Below are 23971 nucleotides of genomic sequence, written 5' to 3' on the forward strand. Positions count from 1 at the left end.
CAGGAGAGAATGGCAACGATGAAAAAACGCACTTTAGGCTATGCCCTGCCCATGCTCTACTGGATGCTCGCCCTGTCGCTGGCGGGTGTTGCCCAGGCACCCGCAGCCACGGGGGCTTCCGTCAGCGGACCTGCCGGCCGGGACATGACGGTCGACTGGGCCGCCATGTCCGTCCTGGACCTCGACGACGCTGTGGCCATTGCCATGGCCGGCAACCCCGGGCTGGACGCCGCGGCGGCGCGCGTCAGGCAGGCCAAGGCCCAGGTGGACCAGGCCCGATCCACTTACTGGCCACGGCTGGACGCGAACGCGTCGGGGGCCCGGGTGGAGCTTTCCGGGAACAGCTACCGGCAAAATCTGGCCAGCGCCCGACTGCTGAATCCGTCCGCCACCATCGCGGATCCCGAGGAATACTACAATGCTGATCTGACCGCCTCATGGACCTTGTTTGACGGGTTTGAACGAAAATTTTCCAATGCCGCGGCCCGCTATGGCGAGCAATCCAGCACCGCCGCCTTGAATGATGCCCGCCGGTTGCTGATTTCCGCCGTGGCCCTCTCCTTTTTTTCCGCCCAACTGGCCCTGGAGAACATTGCCATCGCCAGAGCCGATGAGGCGTTCAACCAGCGCCAGCTGGACGATGCCGAGGCCCGCCAGCGGGTGGGAACCGGATCGTTCAGCGATGTGCTTAATTTTCAGGTGCGTAAAAATCAGGCCAAAACCACCCGCATCAATCAGGAATACCAGTACGAAATTGCCCTGTATGGGCTTGCCGCCCTGATGGGGCTGCCCGAATCCCGGTTGCCGGCGCACGTGCAGCTGGCCCATTTGTCTCCGGAGACGGCCGATGAACTGGCCGCCCCGACCGTGGACCCATTGATTCTCGGAGCCATGAAGCATCGTCCGGACATCCAGCAGGTCCAGTGGCAGATCAAGCAGGTCGAGGCACAGGTCAAAATTGCCCGGTCCGACTTCTATCCAACTGTTTTTGTCACCGGCAGCCTGGACGGTGAACGGACCGGGAATCCAGATTTGGGACGGGACGATTTCGGCAACCGTGTGCAGGTAGGGCTGTCTTACAACCTTTTTTCCGGAGGCTTCACCCGGGCCCGGGTCCGGGAGGTCCGGCAGCAGAGAATTGAGCTGGACAAGCGCCTGGAAGAGCTGATCCTGTCCGCTACCTCGGACATCCGCAGCTCCGCGGCCCTGGTGACCACGGCCCAGGTGCAGGTGGCCCTCCAGCGGGAAAATGTGGATCTGGTGCAGCTTACCCGAGACCTGGTGGAAAAAGAATACAACGCCGGGCAGGGGTCCCTGGTGCGCCTTAACGAAGCCCAGCGGGACCTGACCACCGCCCAGAGCAATCTGGCCCTGGCCCTGGTCGGGCTGCGCCAGGCATGGGTGGAGCTGGAAACCCGATCGGGAACCCTTCTGGCGACCTACGGCATTTCCGAAACACCCTGATATCGTTGTCACCGCTTGTCACCGCCGTTCATTGGTGATAGACCCGCCCTTTCAACGAACCATCCTGACACAGGGAGCCGTCACCGTCGTGGACCATGTCAAAAAAAATCCCATGTTTCTCTACCTGGTGGTGCTCACCATCGGCTCCACGGTGGGGCTGCAGGCGTGGACGACCCTGTTCAACAATTTTGCCGTCGAAGTGGCCCGGCTGGACGGCGACGGCATCGGGATGATCCAGTCCATCCGGGAGATCCCCGGCTTTCTGGCCCTGCTGGCCATTTTTGTCATTCGTCTCATCCCGGAACACCGGCTCTCCGCCCTGTCCATTCTGCTGCTGGGGGTGGGCATTGCCGCCACCGGGTGCTTTCCCTCCTTTGCGGGCCTGGCCCTGACCACCCTGGTGATGAGTTTCGGGTTTCACTACTACGAAACCACCAATATGTCCCTGACCCTGCAGTATTTCGACAGGCACACCTCACCGTGGGTGTTCGGCAAGCTGCGCAGCATCTCCGCCGCATCGAGCATTGTCGTGGGGGTGTTTATCTTTTTCATGGCCTCGGTGCTGGACTTTTCGCGCATCTACCTGCTTGTCGGGGGGGGCATCTCGGCGGTGGCCCTGTGGGGGTTTTCCCGCCGGCCCGCGAGTACTGACGTCGTTCCCCAGCGCAAGCGGATGGTCCTGCGAAAACGTTACTGGCTTTATTATTTTCTCGCCTTCATGGCCGGCGCCCGGCGCCAGATTTTCATTGCTTTCTCTGTGCTGCTTCTCGTTCAGAAGTTCGGGTATTCGGTCCAGGCGGTGACCTCTCTTTTCGTGCTCAACAATTGCATCAATTTCTTTCTTAGCCCCACCATCGGCCGCGCCATCATCCGCTTCGGCGAGCGCAAGGTGCTTACCGTCGAATACACCAGCCTGGTTGCCGTTTTTTTAGCCTATGCCTTCACCGACTCCAGATGGGTGGCCGGCGGCCTGTATATCCTTGACCACATATTTTTTAATTTCGGCATGGCCATCAACACCTATTTCCAGAAGGTGGGCGACCCCGGCGACATGGCGCCCACCATGGCCGTCGGGTTCACCATCAACCATATTGCCGCCGTATTTCTGCCCGCCATTGGCGGTTATTTCTGGATTATCGATTACCGCATTCCCTTTATCGCCGGCGCCGTCATGGCTTCGATCTCACTGATTGCCGTCCAGAAGATCCATACCCCGCCATCGTTTCCGGCTGCAGCCGGTTCCCTGAAAAACACCCCGGGACGGTAATGTTTTTGACCTGAAGGGCCAATAACGGTATAGCATCACCATGACGCAGCGCTGATGGCGACTGTCATCTGCCGAAACGGCGGTTCCGAAGCGGCGAATGGCGTCAACACCGCTGCACCAGTGTTTATCGGCGGGGCGTTGTGCACCGTATCCACCAACGCCTCAACCAGACATTGCTGTTGTGAAAATTGCAGTGTCCGGACGGAAAGAACATCCGATGCGCATTCTTGCCCTTTTCTTTTTAATACTGCTTCGGGTCGGTCTGCCGGCAACATGGGCACATGACATCGTTCTCGTGGCCGACCCATGGCCGCCGTTCAACATGGAACCGGGCGGTGACCGGGAAGGCTACCTTATCGATGTGGCCCGGGCGGTGTTTGAACCCGCCGGTTACACCGTGACCTACCGGACCGTTCCCTGGAAACGGGCGATCGAGGGTGTCCGCACCGGCAGGTATACCGGCGCCGTCGGGGCCTCTAACACCGATGCCGCCGGTTTTGTCTTCCCCGATGAAGAATTGGCCCGCAACACACTCGCCTTTTTCACCCGGGGCGACCATCCGTGGGTATTCGATGGCCCGGCGTCCATCGAGACGGTCTCGCTGGGCGTTGCCGCCGGATACGATTACCGGCAGTGGCTCAACGGGTATATCGCCGCACATCGCAACGATGAGCAGCGGGTCCAGGTTATTGCCGGCGTTCAGCCCCTGAAGCAGAACCTGAAAAAGTTGCTGCTCGAGCGTATCGATGTTGTCGTGGACACGGAGGCCGCCATCCGCTATACGGCCAAAGAGATGGGGATTTGGGAACAGATCAAGTTTGCCGGTCACGGGGTGGAACCCGCCTACATCCATATCGCTTTTTCACCGGCCCTGGCCGAGTCTCCCGAGCTGGCGGGCCTGCTGTCCAGGGGCATCGTCAACCTGCGGCGCAGCGGACGGCTGAAGGAGATTCTCGACCGATATGGGTTGCATGACTGGAAGTGATATCGGCTTGATCCCCTGTTGGCCACCTCCTTTCGGAGCGAGGGGGCGGTGGTTCCGAATGGGTCATGACGCACCCGGCCGGCGACCCCATCAGGGACGTGTCCGTTTCGACCGTTTCATGAACGGCGGGCTCCCGATCATCATATTGTTGGCATGGGCAACCGCATTTTTTGTTTTTTCCCCCTTCGTTTCAAACGGTCACGCATCCACCCCCGCCGCCGTATTGATGATCAATGCCTACCATCCGGGATACCGCTGGAGCGATCAGCTGGTCCAGGGGGTTCGCGACACCCTCATGGCGGCGGCGCCCCAGACCCGGCTTTACGTGGAGCATCTGGACAGCAAGCGGCTGTATTCACCCCCTGCTTTCGATCGTCTGGCCGACCTGATCGGTGAAAAATATCGCCACATCTCTTTCAATGCCGTCATTGCGGCGGACAACAATTCGATCCGCTTCCTGAAAAAACACCGCCAATCACTGTTTGCCGGTATACCGGTGGTCATCTGCGGCGCCAACGATTTGAATCCGGCCGACCTGGATGGCATGGCTCCCGTCACGGGCGTCAATGAGGCGGCCGATGTGCGTGCAACCATTGACCTGGCCCTGAAATTGATGCCCGCGGTGCGGCGCATCGTGGTGGTCAATGACACCACCCCCACCGGCCGTCAGGTCCACCGTGAAATCCAGCGGGCCAGTGAGGCATTTTCGGACCGAATCGCCTTCGTCTATTGGGATGACCTGCGACGGGAAGACCTGATCCGGCGGCTGGCCGGTTTGAATCACGGCGACATGGTGCTCTATACGTTTTTGTTCAAAGACCGTTCCGGTGATTATTTCGCCTACGACGACAGCGCCCAGCGCATCTGCAGCGCTTCGCCGGTGCCTGTTTTCGGCCTGTGGGAGTTCAACCTCGGACACGGCATCATCGGGGGGAAACTGGTCAGCGGTGTCACCCAGGGACAGGCGGCGGGTAAAATGGTCCTGCGGATCCTCGGCGGCGAAAAAACCGATACCATTCCCCTGTTAATGGAAAGCCCGAACCGGTTTGCATTTGATTATCGTGTGCTGGAACGTTTCGGCTTCCGTGAATCCGACCTGCCGGCAGACAGCCTGATCATCAACAGGCCGACGTCCATCTACGAGGCCTACCGAGCGCTGATCTGGTGTGGCATCGTCGCTTTTGCTGGAATGATCATTTTGATCCTTTTTTTGCTGGTGAACATCGACAAGCGCAGAAAAATGGAACGGGATCTTCGGGAAAGCCGTCAGAGCCTCAAAAGTATTACCGACAACATCCCCGGTGTGGTCTATCAGTTCCATGCCGCGGCCGACGGGCAATACGGACTTAATTATGTAAACGACAAAGCATCTGACATCTTCGACCTGCAGCCGACGCCGGACACCTTTTTCGAGGCCTTCTCTGCCCGTATCCATGAGGCTGACCGTGAACGATTTTTCACCTCCATTGCAGATGCCGTTGCCGCCGCCGGCCCCTGGCATTTCCAGGGCCGATTCGTACACCCCTCAGATGGGGTCATGTGGTTTTCAGGCAGCGCCGTGCCCCGAACAGTGAACGGCCAAATCATTTTCGACGGGGTCCTCATGGACATCTCCGAGTTGAAAAAAGCTGACGCGGCCTTGACGGATGCCAACCGAATGCTGCGGCTGGTTCTGGACACCATCCCCGTGCGCGTGTTCTGGAAAGACAAGGCATGCCGCTACCTGGGCTGCAACCAGCCGTTTGCCGGCGATGCCGGGCGGTCACGCCCCGACGAACTGATTGGCAAGGACGATTTTTCATTTCCATGGGGAACGGATCAAGCCGATTTATATCGCCGGGATGATCTGATGGTGATGCGTACGGGAAAACCCAAGATAAATTATGAAGAGCCCCAAACCACCCTGGACAATCGAACCATCTGGCTCCAGACCAGCAAGGTTCCCATGCGTGATGCGCAGGACAACGTCATCGGCGTTCTGGGCACGTACCAGGATATTACCGAGCGCAAACTGGCCGGAGAAGAACTCCGGAAACTGCGCAATTACCTGACGAATATCATCAATTCCATGCCATCCGTACTGGTGGGGGTCGACACCCAGGGGCGGGTGACCCAGTGGAACAGGCAGGCCGAACAGATGACGGGGATGACTTTCGAAAAGGTTCGTTCGCAGCCGGTGGCGAGGGTTTTCCCCCGGTTGATGGACGAAATGGACCGTATCAGAACCGCCATCACGGACCGCCGGGTCCTCAGGGATTTAAAGATTCCCAGAACGGAAAATGGGGAGACCCGTTTTGAGGATGTGACCATATTCCCGCTGGTGGCCAACGGTATTGAGGGGGCGGTGATCCGTGTGGACGATGTCACCGATCGGGTGCGCATGGAAGAAATGGTGATCCAGAGCGAGAAAATGCTTTCCGTCGGCGGACTTGCTGCGGGCATGGCTCACGAAATCAACAATCCCCTGGCCGGTATTCTTCAGAATACGGCCGTTCTGGAAAATCGGCTCTCCGGCGATCTGCCGGCCAACCGGAAAGCCGCTGAAACCGCCGGGACGACCATGCCGGCGATCTGTCATTACCTGGAACTGCGTCAATTGCCCGCCATGCTGGACAACATCCGGACCTCCGGAAACCGGGCGGCGGCCATCGTCAAGAACATGCTCAGCTTCGCCAGAAAAAGCGACCGCATCACATCCAGCCATGAACTCACATCGCTGCTGGATCAGACCATCGAACTGGCCCGGACGGACTACGACATGAAAAAGCGCTATGACTTTAAACAGATTCACATCGTCCGGGAGTATGACGACACGGTCATACCCGTGCCTTGTGAAGGCAGCAAGATTCAGCAGGTGTTCCTGAATATCCTCAAAAATGGTGCCGAAGCCATGGCCGATCGGAAAGTTACACAGGCGCCGCCATTATTTGTCCTGCGGGTAAAAGAAGAGGGGGTGTGGGTTCGGGTTGAGATCGAAGACAATGGCCCGGGGATGGATGAGAAAACCCGCCGCCGCATCTTTGAACCCTTTTTCACCACCAAGCCTGTGGGTGAGGGGACGGGGTTGGGGCTGTCTGTCTCCTACTTCATCATTACCGAAACCCATGGCGGAAAGATGGATGTCCTGTCGACGGACAGCGGCGGAACCCGCTTTGTCATAAGTTTGCCAAAAGCGGGACCGTCTTGACCGCCATGTCGACCGCTGAAAGCGCCTGTCATGCAGTCCGTCTGGCCCGGGCACCGAGCATGACCGCCGGGGATGATCAAAAGGATCCCCCGTTTAACTAGTGTCCGTCCAGAAAATAGGTAAATTGGCCTTTTATGGATGGGCACTGTCTAAATTTCCATTCCCGCCCGGTACCCCTGGTGAACGGCATCGAAGGCCAGGGCCACCCTGCCGGCGTCACCTGCCACCTTGAAGGCGATGCCCAGGTTTTCCACCACCTCCTGCAACGGATTGTATGATGCGGCCCCGGCGGCGATCACCACCGTGTCGGCGGCGATGGTCTCCACCCGGCCGTCCTTTTCCACCTTCAGCCCCTGCGCAACGATTTCCACTACCGTTGCCCGGGTGACCGTGGCTACGCCGATGCGTGACAGCTGCTGCATCATTCCCCAGCGCGTGGACTTGCCGATGTCCTTGCCCACCTTGTCGAGCATCTCCACCAGGGTCACCTGCCGGGTGCCCCGGGTGGCCATCTCAAACAGGGTCTCCGGGTCTTCGGCGCGATTGACCAGCAGAAACTTGACGCCCTCGGCAGACAAGGTGCCTTTTTCGGCCAGGAACAGGGCGGTCTCCACCCCGACGGCACCGCCGCCGATGATCGCCACCCGCTGTCCGGTGGCCGCCCGGTTCATCAGCACATCCCAGGCCTGAACCACATGGGGCCGGTCGCTGCCGGGAATGGGCGGCGACAGCGGCCGGGCACCCGTGGCCAGAACCACCGTATCGGGGGCTTCCCTGCGGATCAGGGTTTCATCGACCCGGCAATCGAGCATCGTGGGGATTCCCGCCACCTCTACCTGCCGGGCCAGGTCCGTCGCCAGTGAGGCAAACTCGGCCCTTCCGGGAGGAGCGGCGGCCAGATGCAGCTGGCCACCCAGCCGGCCGGTTTTTTCAAAGAGCGAGACCCGGTGGCCTCGTTCGTGGGCGGCCAGGGCGGCGCTCATTCCCGCCGGGCCGCCGCCTACCACCATCACTTTTTTCGACGGCGATGCTTTTTTGACTGCCCCGGCGGTTTCGTGGCCGGCCCGGGGATTGCACAGGCACTCCACGTGCTTGAGCTGGAACAGGTGGTCGAAGCATCCCTGGGCACAGGCAATACAGTGGACGATATCCGCTTCCTTTTTCTGACGGGCCTTTTCCGGCAGCCTGGGGTCGGCAATCAGGCTGCGGCCCATGGCCACCATGTCGCACATGCCGTCGGCGATCATCTCCCGGGCCGTGTCCGGGGTGTTGATGCGGTGGCTGGCGATTACCGGCACATCCACCTGCTCCCGTATGGCCTTGGCCAGGTAGGCGAACACCCCCCGGGGTACGGCGGTGACAATCTGGGGGACCCGGGCCTCGTGCCAGCCCACATTGATGCACAGGGCATCGGCCGGGCCTGCCGCCAGGGCCCGGGCATAGGCCTGAAGCTCGAGGCGGCCGTTGCCGCCGGGCATGAAGTCGTTGCCGTTCATGCGCACGATCAGCGGGTAGTCGTCGCCCACGGCGTCGCGCACAGCGGCCATGACCTCCAGTCCGAAGCGCATTCGGTTTTCCAGGCTGCCGCCGTAGCGGTCGGTGCGCTGGTTGGTCAGCGGGGAGAGAAATTCACTGATCAGATAACCGGTGCCGCTGAGTACCTCCACGGCATCGAACCCGGCTGTTTTTACCCGCAGGGCGGCGGCGGCAAAGGCCTCGATGGTTTCGCCGATCTCCTCGATGGACAATTCCCTGGGGGTTTCCCCGGTCATCCGGGACGCCACCGGAGAGGGTGCCACCGGTTGTTTGCCGTCCATGAAAAAAGAGAAATTATAGCGGCCTGCATGGTTGAGCTGCACGGCGCAGCGGGCGCCGTTGTACTTGATTGCCGCCGCCAGCCTTTCGAGGCCGGGAATGAAGGCGTCATCGTGGGCGCCGATGTTCTGGGTGTTGCCGGACAGGTCGTCCACGGTGGCATAGCCCACGCAGATCATGCCCGCACCGCCTCTGGCCCGTTCGGCATAAAACGCCTCCAGCTGATCGGTCACCTGATAGTCCACGGCCATGCCCAGGTGCATGGCGGGCAGGTAGATCCGGTTGCTGACCTCGAGTCGGTTGAGTGTGATGGGTCGGAATAAGGGATCCTTCATTGGGTTTCTCCTGTCTCACGGTTTTCGATTTTTGAGCCCTTTAAAGTCGATGAGCCGTTTCTGCATGATGCGGTCGATGACATAGGTTCTCAGCCCCCGGGCCATGCGGGTCAGCTCCAGGGTCAGGGCGGCGTCTTTTTCGAAGGAGAGCGGTCCGGTGATTTTCTGACGCAGGGTTATTTCCTCTTCCACCATGGTCTCTGCCAGCTTCGGGTAAAAGGATAAATCCGGGATCGTCATGCCCATGTCGAGCCCTTTTTTGAGCAGCCGGCCCATGGCCTGATCCTCCCTGTCGAACTGCCCGTCGGCCAGGGGAACAAGGATACGGGCTTTACAGAGGGCGGTCACCTGCTCGCCGCTCAGGCCGGTGGCGCTGCAAAAGGCCTGCCTGCCGATCCGTCTGCCCCGGGAACCGAACAGGGTGGCCTGGAGCTCCACCAGGGGGCCCACGTCCCGGCCGTTGTCCATCTCTTTGAGCAGGCCCTTGATGGCCGCCAGGGGCAGCCGGTGACGGGCCTGGGCCTGTTTGATAAATCCCACCCGCTCGATGCATGACGGATGGTAGTAGGCCATGTTGCGCTGGGTGCGCACCGGTTCGGGCAGCAGGCCGGTGTTCACATAGAGAAGGAGGGTCGACTTGGGCACGCCGCTGGCATCGACCAGTTCCTTCATCTTCAGATAGGGGCTGCCGCTTTCGGTATGGGGTTTGCCATGGGAAGATGCCACGAGGCGCTCCGGTGACGGCCAGATTTCTGAGAAAAAAGTGTTAACTGTCACTTCACACTGTTGGCGTATACCTGTTTTCTGCCGTCCCTGTCAATATCCGAATCGTTTCCGGGGCCACGGACCACCCGTATGCAGCCCCGGCTTTTGGGCTTGACAAGGCGCCGGCCCCTGGATTAGAAACAACCTAACGACCGGTCGGTAAAATTTCCCTTTCCTTCCTTTCCGAAGACTGCTCCGGTCATTGCCCGTTGAATCAGGAGCCGCCATACCCATGGGCGACATGAAGACGACCATAAAATCCGTATCCATCGATCTTTTTTTCGAAAAAGGATATTTCGCCACCAGCATCAGCGACATCGCCAGGGGCAGCGGCATCCAGAAAGCCAGCATCTATTATCACTATGCCAGCAAGGCGGACCTGCTGTTTCGTATTATGAGCGCCACCATGGATGATCTGACCACCACCCTCAAAGAGCGCCTGGCGGCGGCCGGGGGAATCGAGGTCCAGATGCGGGCGGCCGTGCGTGGCCATGTGTGTTTTCACCTGGAGCGGCAGAAAGAGAACTTCATCGCCAACAGTGAGCTTCGGGGCCTCAGCGCCGAACATTACCGGGCCATCGTCAGGAAGCGTGACGAATATGAATCCATTTTTCAGCAACTCATCCATCAGGGAACCGTGGCGGGTGTGTTTGCCGATGTGGACGTCAAGATTCTTTCCTACGCCATTTTGACCCTGTGTACGGCCGGTGCGACCTGGTACAATCCCAACGGCCGTTTGACGGTGGATGAAATCGCCGATATTTACGAAAATTTTATTATCAGCGGCTTAAAGCAGGGCTGCCTCACCCCCCTGCCGGCAGCTGAAAAAGGTATTTTCAACGGTACTCAATAGTGGCTGCAATGCAACCGTTGATGCGTTGCGGCCGGCCCCGCTGTTGCGGAAAGGAGGTCCTCGTGGATTTTGACTTGACCAGAGAGCAGGAGATGATTCGCAAGGAGGTCCGCAAGTTTGCCCAGAGCGAGATCGCCCCGGTGGCAATGGAACTGGATGAGGCCGAGGCATTTTCCTGCGACCTCACGCGAAAGATGGGTGACATCGGATTGTTCGGCATGTTTGTCTCCGAGGCTTACGAGGGGCAGGCCATGGACTACATTTCCTATATCATTGCCGTGGAGGAGATCGCCCGGGTGGACGGCTCCCAGGCGGCCACCATTGCCGCGGGCAATTCTCTGGGAATCGGTCCCCTGTATTATTTTGGCAACGAGGATCAAAAAAAGAAATATCTGCCCGCCCTGTGTAACGGGGAGGCCCTGTGGGGGTTCGGGCTCACCGAACCCACCGCCGGCTCGGATGCCGGCGGTTCCAAAACAACGGCGGTGCGCGACGGCGACGACTGGGTGATCAACGGCTCCAAGATCTTTATTACCAACGCGGCCAGTGACATGACCCTGGGCGTGACGGTCCAGGCCATCACCGGCACCCGGCCCAGCGGCAAACCGGAATACACCTGTTTTATCGTGGAGAGCGGCACCAGGGGGTTCAAGGCCGTGCCCATGAAAAAGAAGATGATGTGGCGCTCCTCCAACACGGCGGAACTCTATTTCGACGATGTGCGTGTGCCGGCCAAAAACATCCTGGGCCAGCAGGGCGACGGATTTCACCAGATGCTCCAGACCCTTGACGGCGGCCGCCTTTCGATCGCCGCCATGGGCCTCGGGGGCGCCCAGGGGGCCTATGACACGGCCTTGAAATATGCCCGCAACCGGGAGCAGTTCGGCCAGCCCATTTCCAAGTTCCAGGCGGTGGCCTTCAAGCTGGCGGACAGCGCCATGGAGATCGAATGCGGCCGCAACCTGCTGTACAAGGCCTGCTGGCTGCGGGATCACCGGCGACCCTTTGAAAAAGAGGCCGCCATGGCCAAGCTCTATTGTTCCGAACTCATGGGGCGCGTGGCCAATCATGCCGTGCAGATTCACGGCGGCTACGGGTTGATGAAAGAGTATGACGTGGAGCGGTTTTACCGTGACCAGAAGCTGCTGGACATCGGCGAGGGCACTTCGGAAGTCCAGCGTATCGTCATTTCACGCTATATCGGCTGTTAACCCGAAGCCTTTTCAAGGAGGGCGGCATGAACGACCCTATCCTGTTAACCGAGCAAGCGAACGGGGTGGTCCTGATCACTTTGAACCGGCCCGAGGTGATGAACTCCTTCAATTTTGATCTGCTGCATGCCTTGCAGGCCCGAATCGCCGACATGCGCTTTGACGGCAGTGTCCGTGTGATCATCATCACCGGCAGCGGTGACCGGGCTTTTTGTTCCGGGGCGGACCTGAAGGAGCGGGCCACCCTGTCTCCCGTCCAGGTCAAGGAGTACATCTTTACCATCCGCAACCTCTTCACGGCCATTGAAGGGCTCAACAAGCCGGTGATCGCCGCGGTCAACGGCGTGGCCCTGGGCGGTGGCACCGAACTGGCCCTGGCGTCGGACATCCGCATCGCTTCTGAAAGCGCCACCATGGGGCTCACCGAAACCCGCCTGGCCATCATCCCCGGCGCCGGAGGCACCCAGCGCCTGCCGCGTCTGGTGGGCAAGGGCAAGGCCAAAGAGCTGATCTTTACCGGTAAACGCATCGACGCGGCCGAAGCGCTGAACATTGGCCTGGTGAATAAGGTCTGCGCGCCGGAGGCCCTCATCGACACCTGCCGGCAGATGGCCGCCGAAATCTGTGAAACCGGTCCCGTTGCCATCGAGCAGGCCAAGTATGCCATCAATCATGGCATGGAGACGGACCTGGCCACGGGCCTGGCCATTGAATCCAACGCCTATTGGGTATGCATTCCCACCGAAGACCGCCTGGAAGGGCTGGCGGCGTTCAGGGAGAAACGCAAACCGGTTTACCGGGGGCGCTGAACCAGATACCGCGCCTTTCCATCACCCAGAAAACACAGGAGGTATCATGACCGAATATGATTACTGGAAAATATTTCCGCGGATGCCCAGAAAAGTGACCCTCGGCGACATCACCGTCCGGGACGGCTTCCAGCATCTGGAAAAGTTCATTTCCACCCGGGCCAAGATTTTTTACGCCGAAGAGATGATCTTTGCCGGCTGTCGCAACATCGAGGTGACCAATCTGGGCAACCCCTACCTCATGCCCCAGTTCAGTGACGCGGAACAGCTTCTGGCGCACCTGCGCAGCGACCGGTTCAAGGCGCGCTGCCGGAAGCGGGGCGTCAACCCGGACGACATTACCATCACCGCCGTGACCATCCGGGAACCGGGGGTGGACCGGGCCATCGAACTGGCCAAAAAAGGTGTCGGACCGGACCGCTGCCTGATGATGGTTTCCACCGAGGAGGAGCACCATTTCGCCAACTCGGGCCTCAGCCTTCCCGAATACTGGAAAGAGTGCGAAAGCGCCATCCGTAAATGCCGGGATGCCGGACTTCAGATGTGCGGTACAGTCAGCACCATCTGGGGCAGCCCCATTGCCGGCGCCACCGAACTCAAAGACGCGGTGGAATTTACGAAGCGATGGCTAGAGATCGGAGCGACCGACATCGAGCATGCCGACCATGACGGCAGTGCGTCGGCACCGGAGGTCTACCGTTATTTTTCCATGATTCTGGACGAAATCCCGGACACCTCGGTGCACATCGCCCACTTCCACGAAACCAAACGGGTGGCTTCAGCTTCGGTGCTGGCGGCGCTTCAGGCGGGTATCTGCCATTTCGAGGGGACCCTGGGCGGTCTGGGCGGACAGCCGGCCAACTTCCTGGACGACTGTCCGGTGCCGGGCACCGGGGAGTACTACTACGAGGATCCCCGCTATGTGGGGCTGACCTGTTTTGAGGACATGCTGGTGCAGATCGATGAAATGGGCATCGAACACGGCTACAACGTGGATCGCGTCCTGTGGCTGGGCCGCCAGCTGGAACGAACCGTGGGGCAGCGCCTGCGGAGTGAAGCGGTAATCAACGGAAGAACCCTCCAGGAAGGGCACATTGAATTTGCCCGGCCGGGGTTGAAAAAACTCAAAGAGAAGATGGGGGAGACGCCCGGCCAGAAACTGCCTTCCCAATGGGCGGAAAAAGCGGTGCTGCCGGAGCGTTATCGTCCCTGACCGGTTTGAACCGTCTGGGGAGCCGGGGACGGGCCAACACGTGACCGTGGCCCTTCCACCCCTATCAACAGGAAAATCGGGGCCAGTCCCCAACCAGGAGTCCAACCAGGAGTATTGCCATGGAAACAGGCCAGAAGAAACCTCACATCAACGTGGATTATTTTGAAGACCTGACCGGACAAATCGGTGAGGGGACCTGCAGCCAGCCGGAGGGCGGCCAGGAGGATATCGGTCAGCGGATCAAGGCGATCCGTGAAGCCAAAGGCATCTCCCTGGACGAGCTGTCCCACCTGACCGGGTTTGAGGTGGAATTGCTTGCCCGCATCGAAAGCTGCGAGGTCCAGCCCCAGCTGGGGACGGCCATCAAATTGTCCAAAGCCCTGGACAGCGCCTTCGGCCGACTGGTGTCCGGCGTGGGGGAGAAGCTCTACGCCATCACCCGCAAGGGGGAGCAGAAAATCGTTTCCCGCTCCACCTCGCTGAAGGGGAAGAAACAGGCATACATTTACCGCAGCCTGGCCCCGGAAGTAAAGGGACGGCACATGGAATCCCTGATCGTCCAGCTGGAGGAGGCGCCGGACGGAGAGCGGTCCGTTCATGACGGCGAGGAATTCATCTATGTGCTGGAGGGACAGGTGTCACTGGACATCGGGGACGACCATTTCGACCTGGAACCCGGGGACAGCGCCTATTACCTGTCTACGACGCCTCACCTGATCGCCGCCACAAGGGATACGGCCACGATCCTGGCGGTGCTTTACGGCGGGTAGGGTCTCCCGAGGTCGGAAGGCAGAGGACCGACGGCCGAAGCGAAACTTGCACGGGCGTGGTCTTACTCCGGGCGATCATGACGAGCGGAGGCGGCACTCCGTCAACTGTGATTTCCGTCAAAACTGATTGATAACCGTTACGCCGGTGTGATCGAAGCGGTCCATGACGGTCAGTTGCGCGATCCCTTCCTCTAAGTCGACCACCTGCCCGATCAGTTTTTCCGGTTGCAGTTTTCCCGCAGCGATCATGTCCAGCAGCCGGCTGTACGCGAAGGCCTGGATGCCGTGGCTGCCGAGAATTTCCAATTCATGGGCAATGACCCGGTCCATGGGGATCGGCGGATGGCGGTGTTCCGTATCCAGAATGCCGATTTGGATGTGTTTGCCCCGCTTTCTCAGGCTGGCGATGGCGTCGAAACAGGTCTGGGGACTGCCCAGTGCGTCCACCGACACGTGGGCCCCGCCGCGGGACAGGTCCCGGACCGCTTCCACCAGGTTGCCCGTGGACCGGGCGTTGACCGTCTCCGATGCGCCCACGGATCGGGCCAGCGCCAGTTTGTTGTCGGTGATGTCCACGGCCACCACCCGGGCGCCCAATGCGTTGGCAATCATGATGGCGGACAGGCCCACACCCCCGCAACCGAACACGGCCACCCACTGACCGGCGCCCACCCGGCCCTGGGCGGCGATGGCCCGGAAGGCGGTCACGAAGCGGCAGCCCAGGCTGGCCGCGGTGACATCGTCCAAGGCGGCCGGCAGGCCCACCAGGTTGACGTCCGCATAGCGGATGGCCACATATTCGGCAAACGATCCCCACCCGGTAAATCCAGGTTGAAACTGATGGTCGCAGACCTGGTGGTTGCCCGACAGGCACTGGGGACAGCCCCCGCAGCCGCAGACGAACGGCAGGGTCACGCGGTCCCCGGGTTTCCAGTTGTTCACCCTTTTCCCCACGGCTTCGACGACCCCGGCCAGTTCGTGGCCGGGCACATGGGGCAGGATGATATCCGGGTCGTGCCCCTTCCAGCCGTGCCAGTCGCTCAGGCACAGGCCCGTGGCCGCCACTTTGATCACCACCCCGTCTTCGGGAGGGGTCGGGTCGGGCAGGATTTTTACCGTTACCGGGCCTTCAAATTCTTCATAATAGGCGGCGCGCATGTATAATCGCTTTCATCGGATGGCTAAGGCCAATTTCCCCCTTGGGGCTTCCGAAGAAATGGTGTTGTGATCGAAAAAATGGCTGCCGGGGAAACCGGCAGCCATTTGATGGCATCTCAGTTGACAGACGGGAGCAGGTTAATGTTAGTCCAACGTGCCGATAATGGTAAGCGATTCGGTACCGTATGACCCGTCTACGGTTACCGTTAGTGAAATGGTTTTCGGCGCATCGGTATCGTCCGGGTCATCGTCAGCAATAATGGCATCGTATTCGATCTGAGCCAAATGGCTGGTATAACTTCCAGTTGCACCTGGTAAGTAGCTGTTGTCGGCCATTTCAACTGAATCGGCATAGATCTTCCCGCCACCATCCGTAGAAATGGATATGGTGGTGCCCGCACTGAGGTAATTGAGGTTGCGATCGGCAACGACAAAGGTGAATCCCTGGGATCCGCCATTGGGAATATTGAATGTCGTCGGGTTGATGGCGATAATCGGTTCGCCGGTAATCAGAAGCTTGAAATTAACGAAAATATCCTTCTGGCTGTCCCAAGAACCGTTTACACTGTCCCAGGTTCCTGAACTGTTGACGTCATTGAAAATTTCAGTGGGGTCGTCGCCCAGGGAGGTATATACGTTATAGACGCCATTGTCATTATAGTCGATGAAGGGATCATCATGGGTGTCCAAAAAAGTTTCACCGGCATCATAGAGGCCGTTGGCGTTCAGGTCGTCGAAATGCTCTTCTCCCTGCGTATAAGCCAGCACGGCGACTTGACCGTCTCTAGGCGTCGTTTCCCCTGTCCAGCCAGGGTTTGGCGCCATATAGTCTGGATAGGTTGTATTCATGTAATCCAGCAGGTCTTCTTCCCAGTCGAACGGGGCAACGTCTTTCCCCCCCAGATTCATATCAAGGGACGGGTGCTGGGTGCGTGCACTTACGGTGGCCAAGCCATCGGCATTTACGGTGGCCACGGAGGCGTCGACGGCCAATGCCGGCTCTGACCAGAAGGACACCGTGGTCCCTTCCAGAATGTTATAGTTGCCGTAGCGGTCTGACATATAAGCAGTGATTTCAGTGGGTACGCCATTGCGGCCCAGGCCGGGAATGTTCAGCACACTGGCGGAGACGCTGAACCGAGATGCCGACGGGACACCGCCGCCGATGGACACCACCGACGAATTCGTCCGGTAGAACACGCCGTCCCTCTCGACTGTCGCTCTGATCGTCACCGGGCCGGGGGTCAATCCGCTTCGCAGGGTGACGGTGGCGATTCCATCAGCGTCCGAGGCGACTTCGATTTCTTCAGGAGTGCTGTCGTTGTCAATGTATTCGCCCCCATTGGGTCCGCTTTCAATATTCATTAAGACACTGATGCCGCTTACTGGGTTTCCGTTTTCGTCGACAACAATGAATTTAATGTCCGAGTATTCCTGTCCTCCTGAACCGGCAAGGGCAATTCGTTGCGGTTCGGCGGAGGAAAATTCGATGGACGCCGGTTGGCTCTGGTTGATCAGGATGTCGACGCTGTTGTTGATGTTGCCGACGGAGACCTCGATAGTAGCGGTGCCCGGTTGATTAGCAGCGATAAAAGATGCATTGGCAAATCCGTTAATGGTCGTGTCTGCATCCGAGGACATGCTCCCGAAATTGGTGTTGCTGACCACAAAAGAAACCGACGTGCCGTCGGGCACCGGGTCCCCGAATTGATCAAGGACCTCGGCACGAATGCTGGCAGTCCCTTCAACCAGCAAGGTATTGGGCGTTGCTGTTAAATTGATCGTTTCGGGGTTTACGCCTGACAAGATGGATACTGTTCTTGCATTACTGTTCAGGTCCTGGGCGCTGGCCGTTATGGTTAGTGTGCCCTGCTGGTCCCGGGCAGTCAGCGTGGCACGGGCCACGCCACTGCTGCCTGTCGTGGCCGTACGCGAGATGGCGGCTAGGGAGGGCTGATCAAGAGAGAACCCAACGACGACACCGGAGACTGGACTGCCGCTTTCGTCATAAACGGTTGCCGTTACATCACTTTCTTCCAGAACGTTGATCGAATCGGGATTGGCATCGACGACAATTTCAGAAATAGTAGGTTCAGTCGTTTCATCACCTCCGCTGTCTCCGCTGTCTCCATCACTATCGCCGCCACCTGAAGAACATGCAACAACAAAAAAGAGAATCATTGCTAATGAGAAGAGTCGTATTGGTTTGTCAAACCGCAGTTTCATGAAAAGCCTCCGAGAATAGATGTTGGATCCTGTATCTTGTTGATGATTCCCATAAGTCGTCGAAGCAATCTGAAGGTTGCCAGCGGACGCTGTTAATATAATGGGTTACCGCTGTTCCAGTTGAACAATTTTGGGGTTCATGAAAATCAGCAGCTCATTGCTGTCCGCATCCTCTATATTGCTCTGGAACAGCCAGCCGAGCACAGGGATCTTGTGAAGTCCCGGAAATGCCGTTTTTGCTTTGGTCGATGTCGACTTGATGATGCCCCCGATGACGATGGTATCGCCGTCGTTGACCAGAAGCTGCGTGGTTGCCTCGTTGGTGGAAATGACCGGCACCCCGTCGACAAAATTGGTGACGTCGTTTTTCTCGATAACGATGTCCATGGATATGCGGTTGTCCGGGGTGACGTGAGGTGTCACTTCGAGCAACAGGTCCACGTCCTTGAACTTGACGGAAGATCCGCCGGCCGAATCCCGTTCCAGGTAGCCAATTTCCTGGCCCTGCTTAATCCTGGCCTTTTTGTTGTTCAGGGTCGCGATTTTCGGTGCCGAGAGGATTTTCCCGTTGCCGTTGGTTTCCAGGGCGGTCAGGGCCGCATCCAGGGTAAAGGGCGTGCCGGCAATTTTCGCATAGTTCAGCTGAAAGCCATTGGTACTCGCCGATGGGTAGTTCATGGCCACGTTGGTCGTATATTCTGACCCGCCATCATTTATGGTGACCGGGCCGACGCCCAGCTCCCAGGAAAACCCCAATTCTTTGGAGTATGACTCATTGACTTCAACCACCCTGGCTTCGATGATCACCTGAGAGGTGACCTTGTCGATCTGCCTGGTGATTTCCTCCGCCTGGGCAATGATATTCGCCGTGTCGGTGATGATGATCTGATTGTTTTTGCCATCGACGGATACCGAGCCGCGTCCCTTGGTAATGATATTTTTGATGTGGGGGAGGACTTCCGTGCCGGCGTCGGAGTAGCTGATCGGAATATAGCGTGTCTCCAGCGGTTCCAGCGCTTTGATCTGTTCCTTTTCTTTTTGCAGTGCGGCGATTTGTGCTTTGCGGAGATCGTTTTCCTTTTTCAGGGTTGCCAGTGTGGCGATTCTGATAATATCACCTTCGACGATCATGCCGAGCTGGTTCATCCTCAGCACCAGATCCATCACCTGATCCCATGGAACCGGTTTGTCAAGCGTCAGGGTGACCTTGCCGTTCACATCATCATCGATGGCAAAGTTTTTGCCGCTGACCTCCCGGAGGATCCGGAATACATTTTTAATATCCGTTTTATAAAAATCCAGGGCGATCTTCTCACCCCCGTATTTTCTGGTGCTTTTTTTAAGGACCATGGCCTGGTCGGCGCCAATCGTCACCTCAGGCGATTTCGGGCCGGGCCGGTCACCCATGGCCGGTTCGTCAGTCAACGGGTCGGCCTGGTCGGGGCTCAGGCCGGAGGCCTGTTTGGCGTATGGCGCCGTTGAAAGGATATCGGCGGGGCCGATGGTTGCTTCAAGTGCCTTTTTCCAGGCGGGAAGATTGGTTTCGTCGGCGGGCGCCGGTGGAACGGAAGAGGCTTCAAAATGGACCAGCAGCAATCCGCCAACCTGCTCCGTGTAATACGCGACCGGTTCACGCAGTTCGATAGAGAACATTGAAAAATCTTTCATCGACGGCAACTGGATGGGCATAATCCGGTTGACGGCGCTTTCAAAACGGGTCGTTATCAACGGGCGCTGTCTGAATTCGGCGATATTGGCATTCATCAGCCGGAGCTCAAGGAGTGTGCCAGAAATTTTTTGGAGGTTGTAATCGATCTTGGTCGTTGTTTCGATGGACAGGGTTGATCGTCCGCCGGTTTCACCGAGAAAGTCAATGCGATTGACCCATATCTGGTCTTCTTTTCCAATCTGGGTGCCGGTTCCCTGATACGTTCCCGAGGGTTGAACAAACGATGTGGGTTCCGGTTGTAATACTTTCGACGGTGTCACTTGCACGGCTTCGTCTGACGGGGCTGCAGGCGCGTTGCCGCTGCCTGAAGATCCGGAGGCCGTTTTGGTAAATTTTACGACCAGGGAGGTGCCGTCTTGTACCACGTTGTAAGGGGCATCCGAGGCGGTAAGGATTTCGATGCGGGAGGTGTTGTCCTTGTTCTCGATCTGGCCGGCATGAACGGAAATGACAGGGTCGCCGGAAGACGTTACATCGGTATTCGCAAGGTTCAAACGCGTTTTTGGGAAATAGAGAACGACGCCAAGGGGAAGCGGCTGCCTGACCGAGGTGTAGGTTAACGGCTCGGTCCCGGCAATCACCACACTGGTGGCATCCGTCTCTTCAGACAATCCGATCGCAGTGATTTCCGTGGATGGGGAAGGATCAATGTCGGCCACACCGGTTTTGAGACCGGAATCCTGAGTTGCGCATCCTGCAAAGAAAAGGGCAACAGCCATTCCAAGGCAAAAAACGAGTGTCAATTTTTTTGAAACTATGATCCTGAAGTTGTGCATATCACTCTCCAGCTGGTTTCTGAAGTTTTATTTCCGTATTTTGAAGAATAAGTTCTCCCATCAGGTTCTCTAATTCTTCTTCAACAATCACGCTGTCGGCGTTGATTTGGGTCACAATGCCTGAATTTAAACCGATATAGGTTCCATTTTTAATGATATACCCTTTACCGCTATTATCTTCTACAAGTCCCCGGTTCCCTGTGGAAGCGCGAATCACGGCTACCAATTTAAGTTGATTGATGCTTACCCGTTCCAAAGGCGTTTGGGGAATTCGTTTTTTCTTTTTCTTTTTTCCGGCTTGGTCGGCCACCGTCTCTTTCTTGTCGGCTTTAAACAGGGGGGTAAACGGGTTCAGCCGCTCCTTCGGGTTGTAGATTCGCTGGGCGACGCTTTCAGTTGTTTTTTCTGAACCCTTTGCTTCGGCGCTTTCAGCCGGTGAGCCCGCTGGGGCAGGGTCGCTTTTCTTGTCCGGTTTCGGCAGTTTTTGTACAGAAATTTTCTTGCTGATGACAGGCGCTTTGGAGGCCTCTTTTTGATCGCCACAATTCAAAAGAAAGAATGGAATCAGCAGAAACAATAGTACATTATTTAAAAATCGTTTCAATTGCATTTGCATGGCTTTACCGCTTTTTCTTCCTTTTAGACTTTTTTGACTTTCGACTTTTTTTCGTTTTTGTTTCATCAACTTCAATGAACTTATACGTTACTGCCGTACATTTGGTTTTTAGCGTTTTGCCTTTATCTTCGGGCGACATTCTGATGTTTCGTATGTTGACAATGCGGTTCAATCCGGCGACACTTTCAAAAAATGTCGCCACGCCATGATAATCTCCCGTGACTTCCATTGCCACCGGGATTTCTGCGTAAAAATCCTTTTTTACTTCGGCTTTGGGCTTGAACAGGATGAAATTCAGGCCGGAACTTTTTCCCGCTTTTGAAATGCCGGTCAGCAGGGTCGGGATTTCTTCTTTTTCCGGCAACGCCCGCATAACAATCTTAAACTGCTCTTCAGCATCCTGCATCTTTTTTCGATAGGCATTCAACTGTCGTGCATTCTTTTTGGCAACCTCCAACTCCTTGGTAACCTTTGTCAGATTGGTTTTCAGCCTGTCGATTGTTTTTAATTTAGGAAGATATGAAAAGTAGACGAAGGCAGCGATAAGCAAAATCAACAGACCTGCCCAAATAGCAATCCGCTGGATTTTGGAGAGCTGCTCTAACTTATCAAAAAAGGGATTGACTTTCTCAATGGGAACCGCTTTGCCCTGCTTCATTTCTTCGAGACCTTTTCAGGTTGTTTTTTGGGATTCGTTTTCTGAAATCTGATATCAAACTTCTTCAGATTCAACCCTTTTACAGAAGTATCCTGGTTGATTGACAAAAGCTTGACATTGTCATATTTCGGAGACGACTCGATCCGGGTCATATACTCAGCGATGGTCGGATTGTCCAAGGCGATGCCAACGACCTTATATTTACCGGCGTTTTCCTGTATCTCGGTAAGCCACATCTGTTTCTCGACAACGATCCTGGACATGTCGTCAAGAAATTCCACGGGGGCATTTCGAGTAAGATCCAAAGACTTGATGACTTCAATCTTTTTGTTCAGAATCTCCAGCTTCTTCTTGATTCCCGCAATCTCTTTGTTGATTTTGTTGTACTTGTCGACCTGAGCCTTGGTATCCGTAATTTGTTTGTTCAGCGATGTGATTTTTCCGGATAAAATGAAGTTGAACCAGGCGGCAACAATAACAACCAAGACAAGTGACAACAAAAAGATGGACACCTGTCGCCTGATATTCTCTTTTTTTCGTGCGGCTCGAAATGGGAGTAAATTAATGCGTATCATTTATCATCAACTTTTCTCGTTGCCAGCCCCATGCAGATGGAGGCCTGGGGGGCGATTCGTTTTAAAAATTCCACATCAAACCGGTTCTCATCTATATTTAACCCTTCAAAGGGATTTATGGTTGCCACTTCCGCCGAGGTTTCGACAGACAACAACTGTCTGAACTCTTTTATGTTTCCCCCGCCCCCGCTGAGAATTATTTTTTTAATCTGATCGTCGGGATACGTTGAATAAAAGAAATCAAGAGCCCGCCTGATTTCCGTGCACCAGTCTGAAACGACTGACGAAACAATGTCGGAAAGATCCCCTGCAGTTATTTTTTCCGACTGCTCACCAAATTTGATCTGCTCGGCGTCTTCAATGGAACAGTCAATCAACGATGCGATTTTCTGGTTGATTTGCCCGCAGCCGAGTGAAACGTCTCTCATGAAGACTGAGGATTTGCCTTTTAAGATATTAAGTGACGTCTTGCTGGCGCCAATATCGATAAGCGCGATGTTTTCACCTTCAGCAGGGGCGTAATTGAATTCGTAAATGTTCTGAAGTGCAAAGGCGTCTACGTCAATGATGCATGGATTCAATCCCGCCATCTGGGCAAGATTCACGTAATCATTGACCATCTCTTTCTTGGCCGCAACCAGCAGCACATTCATCTGGTTGGGATTGCTTTCATTCTCTCCCAGGATTTGAAAATCCAAATTTACGTCGGATATATCAAATGGAATATACTGTTCCGCCTCAAACCCGATCGTCTCCTGAAGCTGCTCTTCCGGCATGGCCTGAACATTGATTTTTTTTACGATAACCGAATAGCCGCCTACGGAAAGAGCAACGTTATGACCTTTGATGCCATAGTTTTTAAACATCTGGCGGACGATGTCGGCAACTTGCTCGGCATCTTTAATGGCGCCGTCTTCGATAAGGCCCGGTGCGATATCGATGATGCCGAATCGTTCAAGGGTATTCCCTTTTTTCGTTTCGGAAATTTCCGCTGCTTTAATGGATCTGGACCCGATGTCAAGGCCAATGAGTCTGTCTTTTTTTCCAAAAAACATGGTTAGCTCTTTTATTCACCAAAGATTTTTTTACTGTCCGAAAGGCTGTACCCGAGAGCCAGCAGTATTTTTCTTTTGGTCTCCAGCCGGCACGGTTTTCCCTCTTCGATCCGCGTAAGCGTAATGGGAGAGACGTTCGCTTCTCTCGCCAATTCCGATTTGCTCATCAAAAGGGATTCCCTTATTTGTTTTAATGAATTCTTCACCATTTGAACCATCGTCTTCTGGCAATCAAAAAAGTCATTGCAATGTTAGCTTGTCAAAGAGAATACTGGGTTGGATGCTTTTTCAATCCGTCGCATTAGCCGTCGCCTGATTGTGATTCAAGTCCCAAATAAAAACGTTGTCAAGTAAAATTATATGACTTTTATGCATAATTTTGCTTATTTAATCTATATTGTGGTTCTGTATCATTAATTACCGCTATCTTGTATAACGCCGGATTCAACATTTTCTGGTTCATATCGAGGATCTTTTCATCCGACACTTAAGGGTCGTTTTTTT

Annotated in this window: 19 protein-coding genes; 9 read left to right on the plus strand and 10 right to left on the minus strand. The window is 56.3% G+C overall.

The window, feature by feature from the left end; translation table 11 throughout:
• Positions 1-9: 9 nt before the first annotated feature.
• The 4 genes from DSCA_RS21705 (at position 10) to DSCA_RS21720 (ending at position 6903) form a co-directional block, all read left to right on the plus strand.
• A complete protein-coding gene (locus DSCA_RS21705) occupies positions 10-1464 on the plus strand; it encodes a TolC family protein (protein ID WP_167527904.1) in 1455 nt (484 codons plus the stop codon).
• Positions 1465-1552: 88 nt separating this feature from the next.
• A complete protein-coding gene (locus tag DSCA_RS21710; protein ID WP_231716239.1) occupies positions 1553-2731 on the plus strand; it encodes an MFS transporter in 1179 nt (392 codons plus the stop codon).
• A gap of 217 nt (positions 2732-2948) precedes the next feature.
• Complete coding sequence (locus DSCA_RS21715) at positions 2949-3716, plus strand: substrate-binding periplasmic protein (RefSeq protein ID WP_167527905.1); 768 nt, start codon at positions 2949-2951, stop codon at positions 3714-3716.
• Positions 3717-3774: 58 nt separating this feature from the next.
• The gene (locus DSCA_RS21720) at positions 3775-6903 is read left to right on the plus strand and encodes a PAS domain-containing protein (protein WP_167527906.1); all 3129 of its coding nucleotides are present in this window, start codon (positions 3775-3777) and stop codon (positions 6901-6903) included.
• A 149-nt stretch (positions 6904-7052) separates the two neighbouring features.
• Here the strand turns inward: DSCA_RS21720 and DSCA_RS21725 are convergent, their stop codons facing one another.
• Positions 7053-9053 (minus strand): oxidoreductase, encoded by a 2001-nt coding sequence (locus tag DSCA_RS21725; RefSeq protein ID WP_155318432.1) that lies wholly within the window; start codon positions 9051-9053, stop codon positions 7053-7055.
• A 15-nt stretch (positions 9054-9068) separates the two neighbouring features.
• The gene (locus tag DSCA_RS21730; RefSeq protein WP_155318433.1) at positions 9069-9779 is read right to left on the minus strand and encodes a MerR family transcriptional regulator; all 711 of its coding nucleotides are present in this window, start codon (positions 9777-9779) and stop codon (positions 9069-9071) included.
• 271 nt (positions 9780-10050) lie between these two features.
• Between DSCA_RS21730 and DSCA_RS21735 the strand changes: the two genes are divergently transcribed.
• From DSCA_RS21735 to DSCA_RS21755, 5 genes are all read left to right on the plus strand, one after another.
• Positions 10051-10671, plus strand: a complete 621-nt coding sequence (locus DSCA_RS21735; protein WP_155318434.1) for a TetR/AcrR family transcriptional regulator — start codon at positions 10051-10053, stop codon at positions 10669-10671.
• Between the two features lie 62 nt (positions 10672-10733).
• Positions 10734-11882, plus strand: coding sequence for an acyl-CoA dehydrogenase family protein (locus DSCA_RS21740; RefSeq protein WP_155318435.1), 1149 nt, complete (start codon positions 10734-10736; stop codon positions 11880-11882).
• A gap of 26 nt (positions 11883-11908) precedes the next feature.
• Entirely contained in the window at positions 11909-12691 is a 783-nt protein-coding gene (locus DSCA_RS21745) for an enoyl-CoA hydratase-related protein (RefSeq protein WP_155318436.1), read from the plus strand.
• A gap of 46 nt (positions 12692-12737) precedes the next feature.
• Complete coding sequence (locus tag DSCA_RS21750) at positions 12738-13904, plus strand: beta/alpha barrel domain-containing protein (RefSeq protein WP_155318437.1); 1167 nt, start codon at positions 12738-12740, stop codon at positions 13902-13904.
• A 119-nt stretch (positions 13905-14023) separates the two neighbouring features.
• Positions 14024-14674: an XRE family transcriptional regulator gene (locus DSCA_RS21755; protein ID WP_155318438.1), complete on the plus strand. Its 651-nt coding sequence runs from the start codon at positions 14024-14026 to the stop codon at positions 14672-14674.
• A gap of 117 nt (positions 14675-14791) precedes the next feature.
• Here the strand turns inward: DSCA_RS21755 and DSCA_RS21760 are convergent, their stop codons facing one another.
• The 8 genes from DSCA_RS21760 to DSCA_RS21795 form a co-directional block, all read right to left on the minus strand.
• Complete coding sequence (locus DSCA_RS21760) at positions 14792-15832, minus strand: zinc-dependent alcohol dehydrogenase family protein (RefSeq protein WP_155318439.1); 1041 nt, start codon at positions 15830-15832, stop codon at positions 14792-14794.
• A gap of 144 nt (positions 15833-15976) precedes the next feature.
• A complete protein-coding gene (locus DSCA_RS21765) occupies positions 15977-18058 on the minus strand; it encodes an Ig-like domain-containing protein (protein ID WP_155318440.1) in 2082 nt (693 codons plus the stop codon).
• 105 nt (positions 18059-18163) lie between these two features.
• Positions 18164-20398 carry a type IV pilus secretin PilQ gene (locus DSCA_RS21770; RefSeq protein ID WP_167527907.1) on the minus strand — a complete coding sequence of 745 codons (2235 nt, stop codon included), beginning with the start codon at positions 20396-20398 and terminating at the stop codon, positions 18164-18166.
• Between the two features lie 166 nt (positions 20399-20564).
• Entirely contained in the window at positions 20565-21245 is a 681-nt protein-coding gene (locus DSCA_RS21775; RefSeq protein WP_155318442.1) for a pilus assembly protein PilP, read from the minus strand.
• Positions 21184-21837: a type IV pilus inner membrane component PilO gene (locus tag DSCA_RS21780; RefSeq protein WP_155318443.1), complete on the minus strand. Its 654-nt coding sequence runs from the start codon at positions 21835-21837 to the stop codon at positions 21184-21186. The genes DSCA_RS21775 and DSCA_RS21780 overlap by 62 nt, the downstream gene beginning before the upstream one ends.
• Positions 21834-22412, minus strand: coding sequence for a PilN domain-containing protein (locus DSCA_RS21785; protein ID WP_155318444.1), 579 nt, complete (start codon positions 22410-22412; stop codon positions 21834-21836). The genes DSCA_RS21780 and DSCA_RS21785 overlap by 4 nt, the downstream gene beginning before the upstream one ends.
• A complete protein-coding gene (gene pilM / locus DSCA_RS21790) occupies positions 22409-23467 on the minus strand; it encodes a type IV pilus assembly protein PilM (RefSeq protein WP_155318445.1) in 1059 nt (352 codons plus the stop codon). The genes DSCA_RS21785 and pilM overlap by 4 nt, the downstream gene beginning before the upstream one ends.
• Before the next feature lie 11 nt (positions 23468-23478).
• Positions 23479-23685 carry a helix-turn-helix transcriptional regulator gene (locus DSCA_RS21795; RefSeq protein WP_331457120.1) on the minus strand — a complete coding sequence of 69 codons (207 nt, stop codon included), beginning with the start codon at positions 23683-23685 and terminating at the stop codon, positions 23479-23481.
• Positions 23686-23971 lie beyond the last annotated feature (286 nt).

This window comes from Desulfosarcina alkanivorans, from assembly GCF_009688945.1.
GTDB classification, from domain to species: domain Bacteria; phylum Desulfobacterota; class Desulfobacteria; order Desulfobacterales; family Desulfosarcinaceae; genus Desulfosarcina; species Desulfosarcina alkanivorans.

Excerpts from the sequence above, each read along its gene's own strand:
- DSCA_RS21705 (WP_167527904.1), top strand. The coding sequence starts at position 10 with ATGGCAACGATGAAAAAACGCACTTTAGGCTATGCCCTGCCCATGCTC.
- DSCA_RS21715 (WP_167527905.1), top strand. The coding sequence starts at position 2,949 with ATGCGCATTCTTGCCCTTTTCTTTTTAATACTGCTTCGGGTCGGTCTG.
- DSCA_RS21720 (WP_167527906.1), top strand. The coding sequence starts at position 3,775 with ATGGGTCATGACGCACCCGGCCGGCGACCCCATCAGGGACGTGTCCGT.
- DSCA_RS21725 (WP_155318432.1), bottom strand. The coding sequence starts at position 9,053 with ATGAAGGATCCCTTATTCCGACCCATCACACTCAACCGACTCGAGGTC.
- DSCA_RS21735 (WP_155318434.1), top strand. The coding sequence starts at position 10,051 with ATGGGCGACATGAAGACGACCATAAAATCCGTATCCATCGATCTTTTT.
- DSCA_RS21745 (WP_155318436.1), top strand. The coding sequence starts at position 11,909 with ATGAACGACCCTATCCTGTTAACCGAGCAAGCGAACGGGGTGGTCCTG.
- DSCA_RS21750 (WP_155318437.1), top strand. The coding sequence starts at position 12,738 with ATGACCGAATATGATTACTGGAAAATATTTCCGCGGATGCCCAGAAAA.
- DSCA_RS21755 (WP_155318438.1), top strand. The coding sequence starts at position 14,024 with ATGGAAACAGGCCAGAAGAAACCTCACATCAACGTGGATTATTTTGAA.
- DSCA_RS21760 (WP_155318439.1), bottom strand. The coding sequence starts at position 15,832 with ATGCGCGCCGCCTATTATGAAGAATTTGAAGGCCCGGTAACGGTAAAA.
- DSCA_RS21765 (WP_155318440.1), bottom strand. The coding sequence starts at position 18,058 with ATGAAACTGCGGTTTGACAAACCAATACGACTCTTCTCATTAGCAATG.
- DSCA_RS21775 (WP_155318442.1), bottom strand. The coding sequence starts at position 21,245 with ATGAAACAAAAACGAAAAAAAGTCGAAAGTCAAAAAAGTCTAAAAGGA.
- DSCA_RS21780 (WP_155318443.1), bottom strand. The coding sequence starts at position 21,837 with ATGAAGCAGGGCAAAGCGGTTCCCATTGAGAAAGTCAATCCCTTTTTT.
- DSCA_RS21785 (WP_155318444.1), bottom strand. The coding sequence starts at position 22,412 with ATGATACGCATTAATTTACTCCCATTTCGAGCCGCACGAAAAAAAGAG.
- pilM (WP_155318445.1), bottom strand. The coding sequence starts at position 23,467 with ATGTTTTTTGGAAAAAAAGACAGACTCATTGGCCTTGACATCGGGTCC.
- DSCA_RS21795 (WP_331457120.1), bottom strand. The coding sequence starts at position 23,685 with ATGGTTCAAATGGTGAAGAATTCATTAAAACAAATAAGGGAATCCCTT.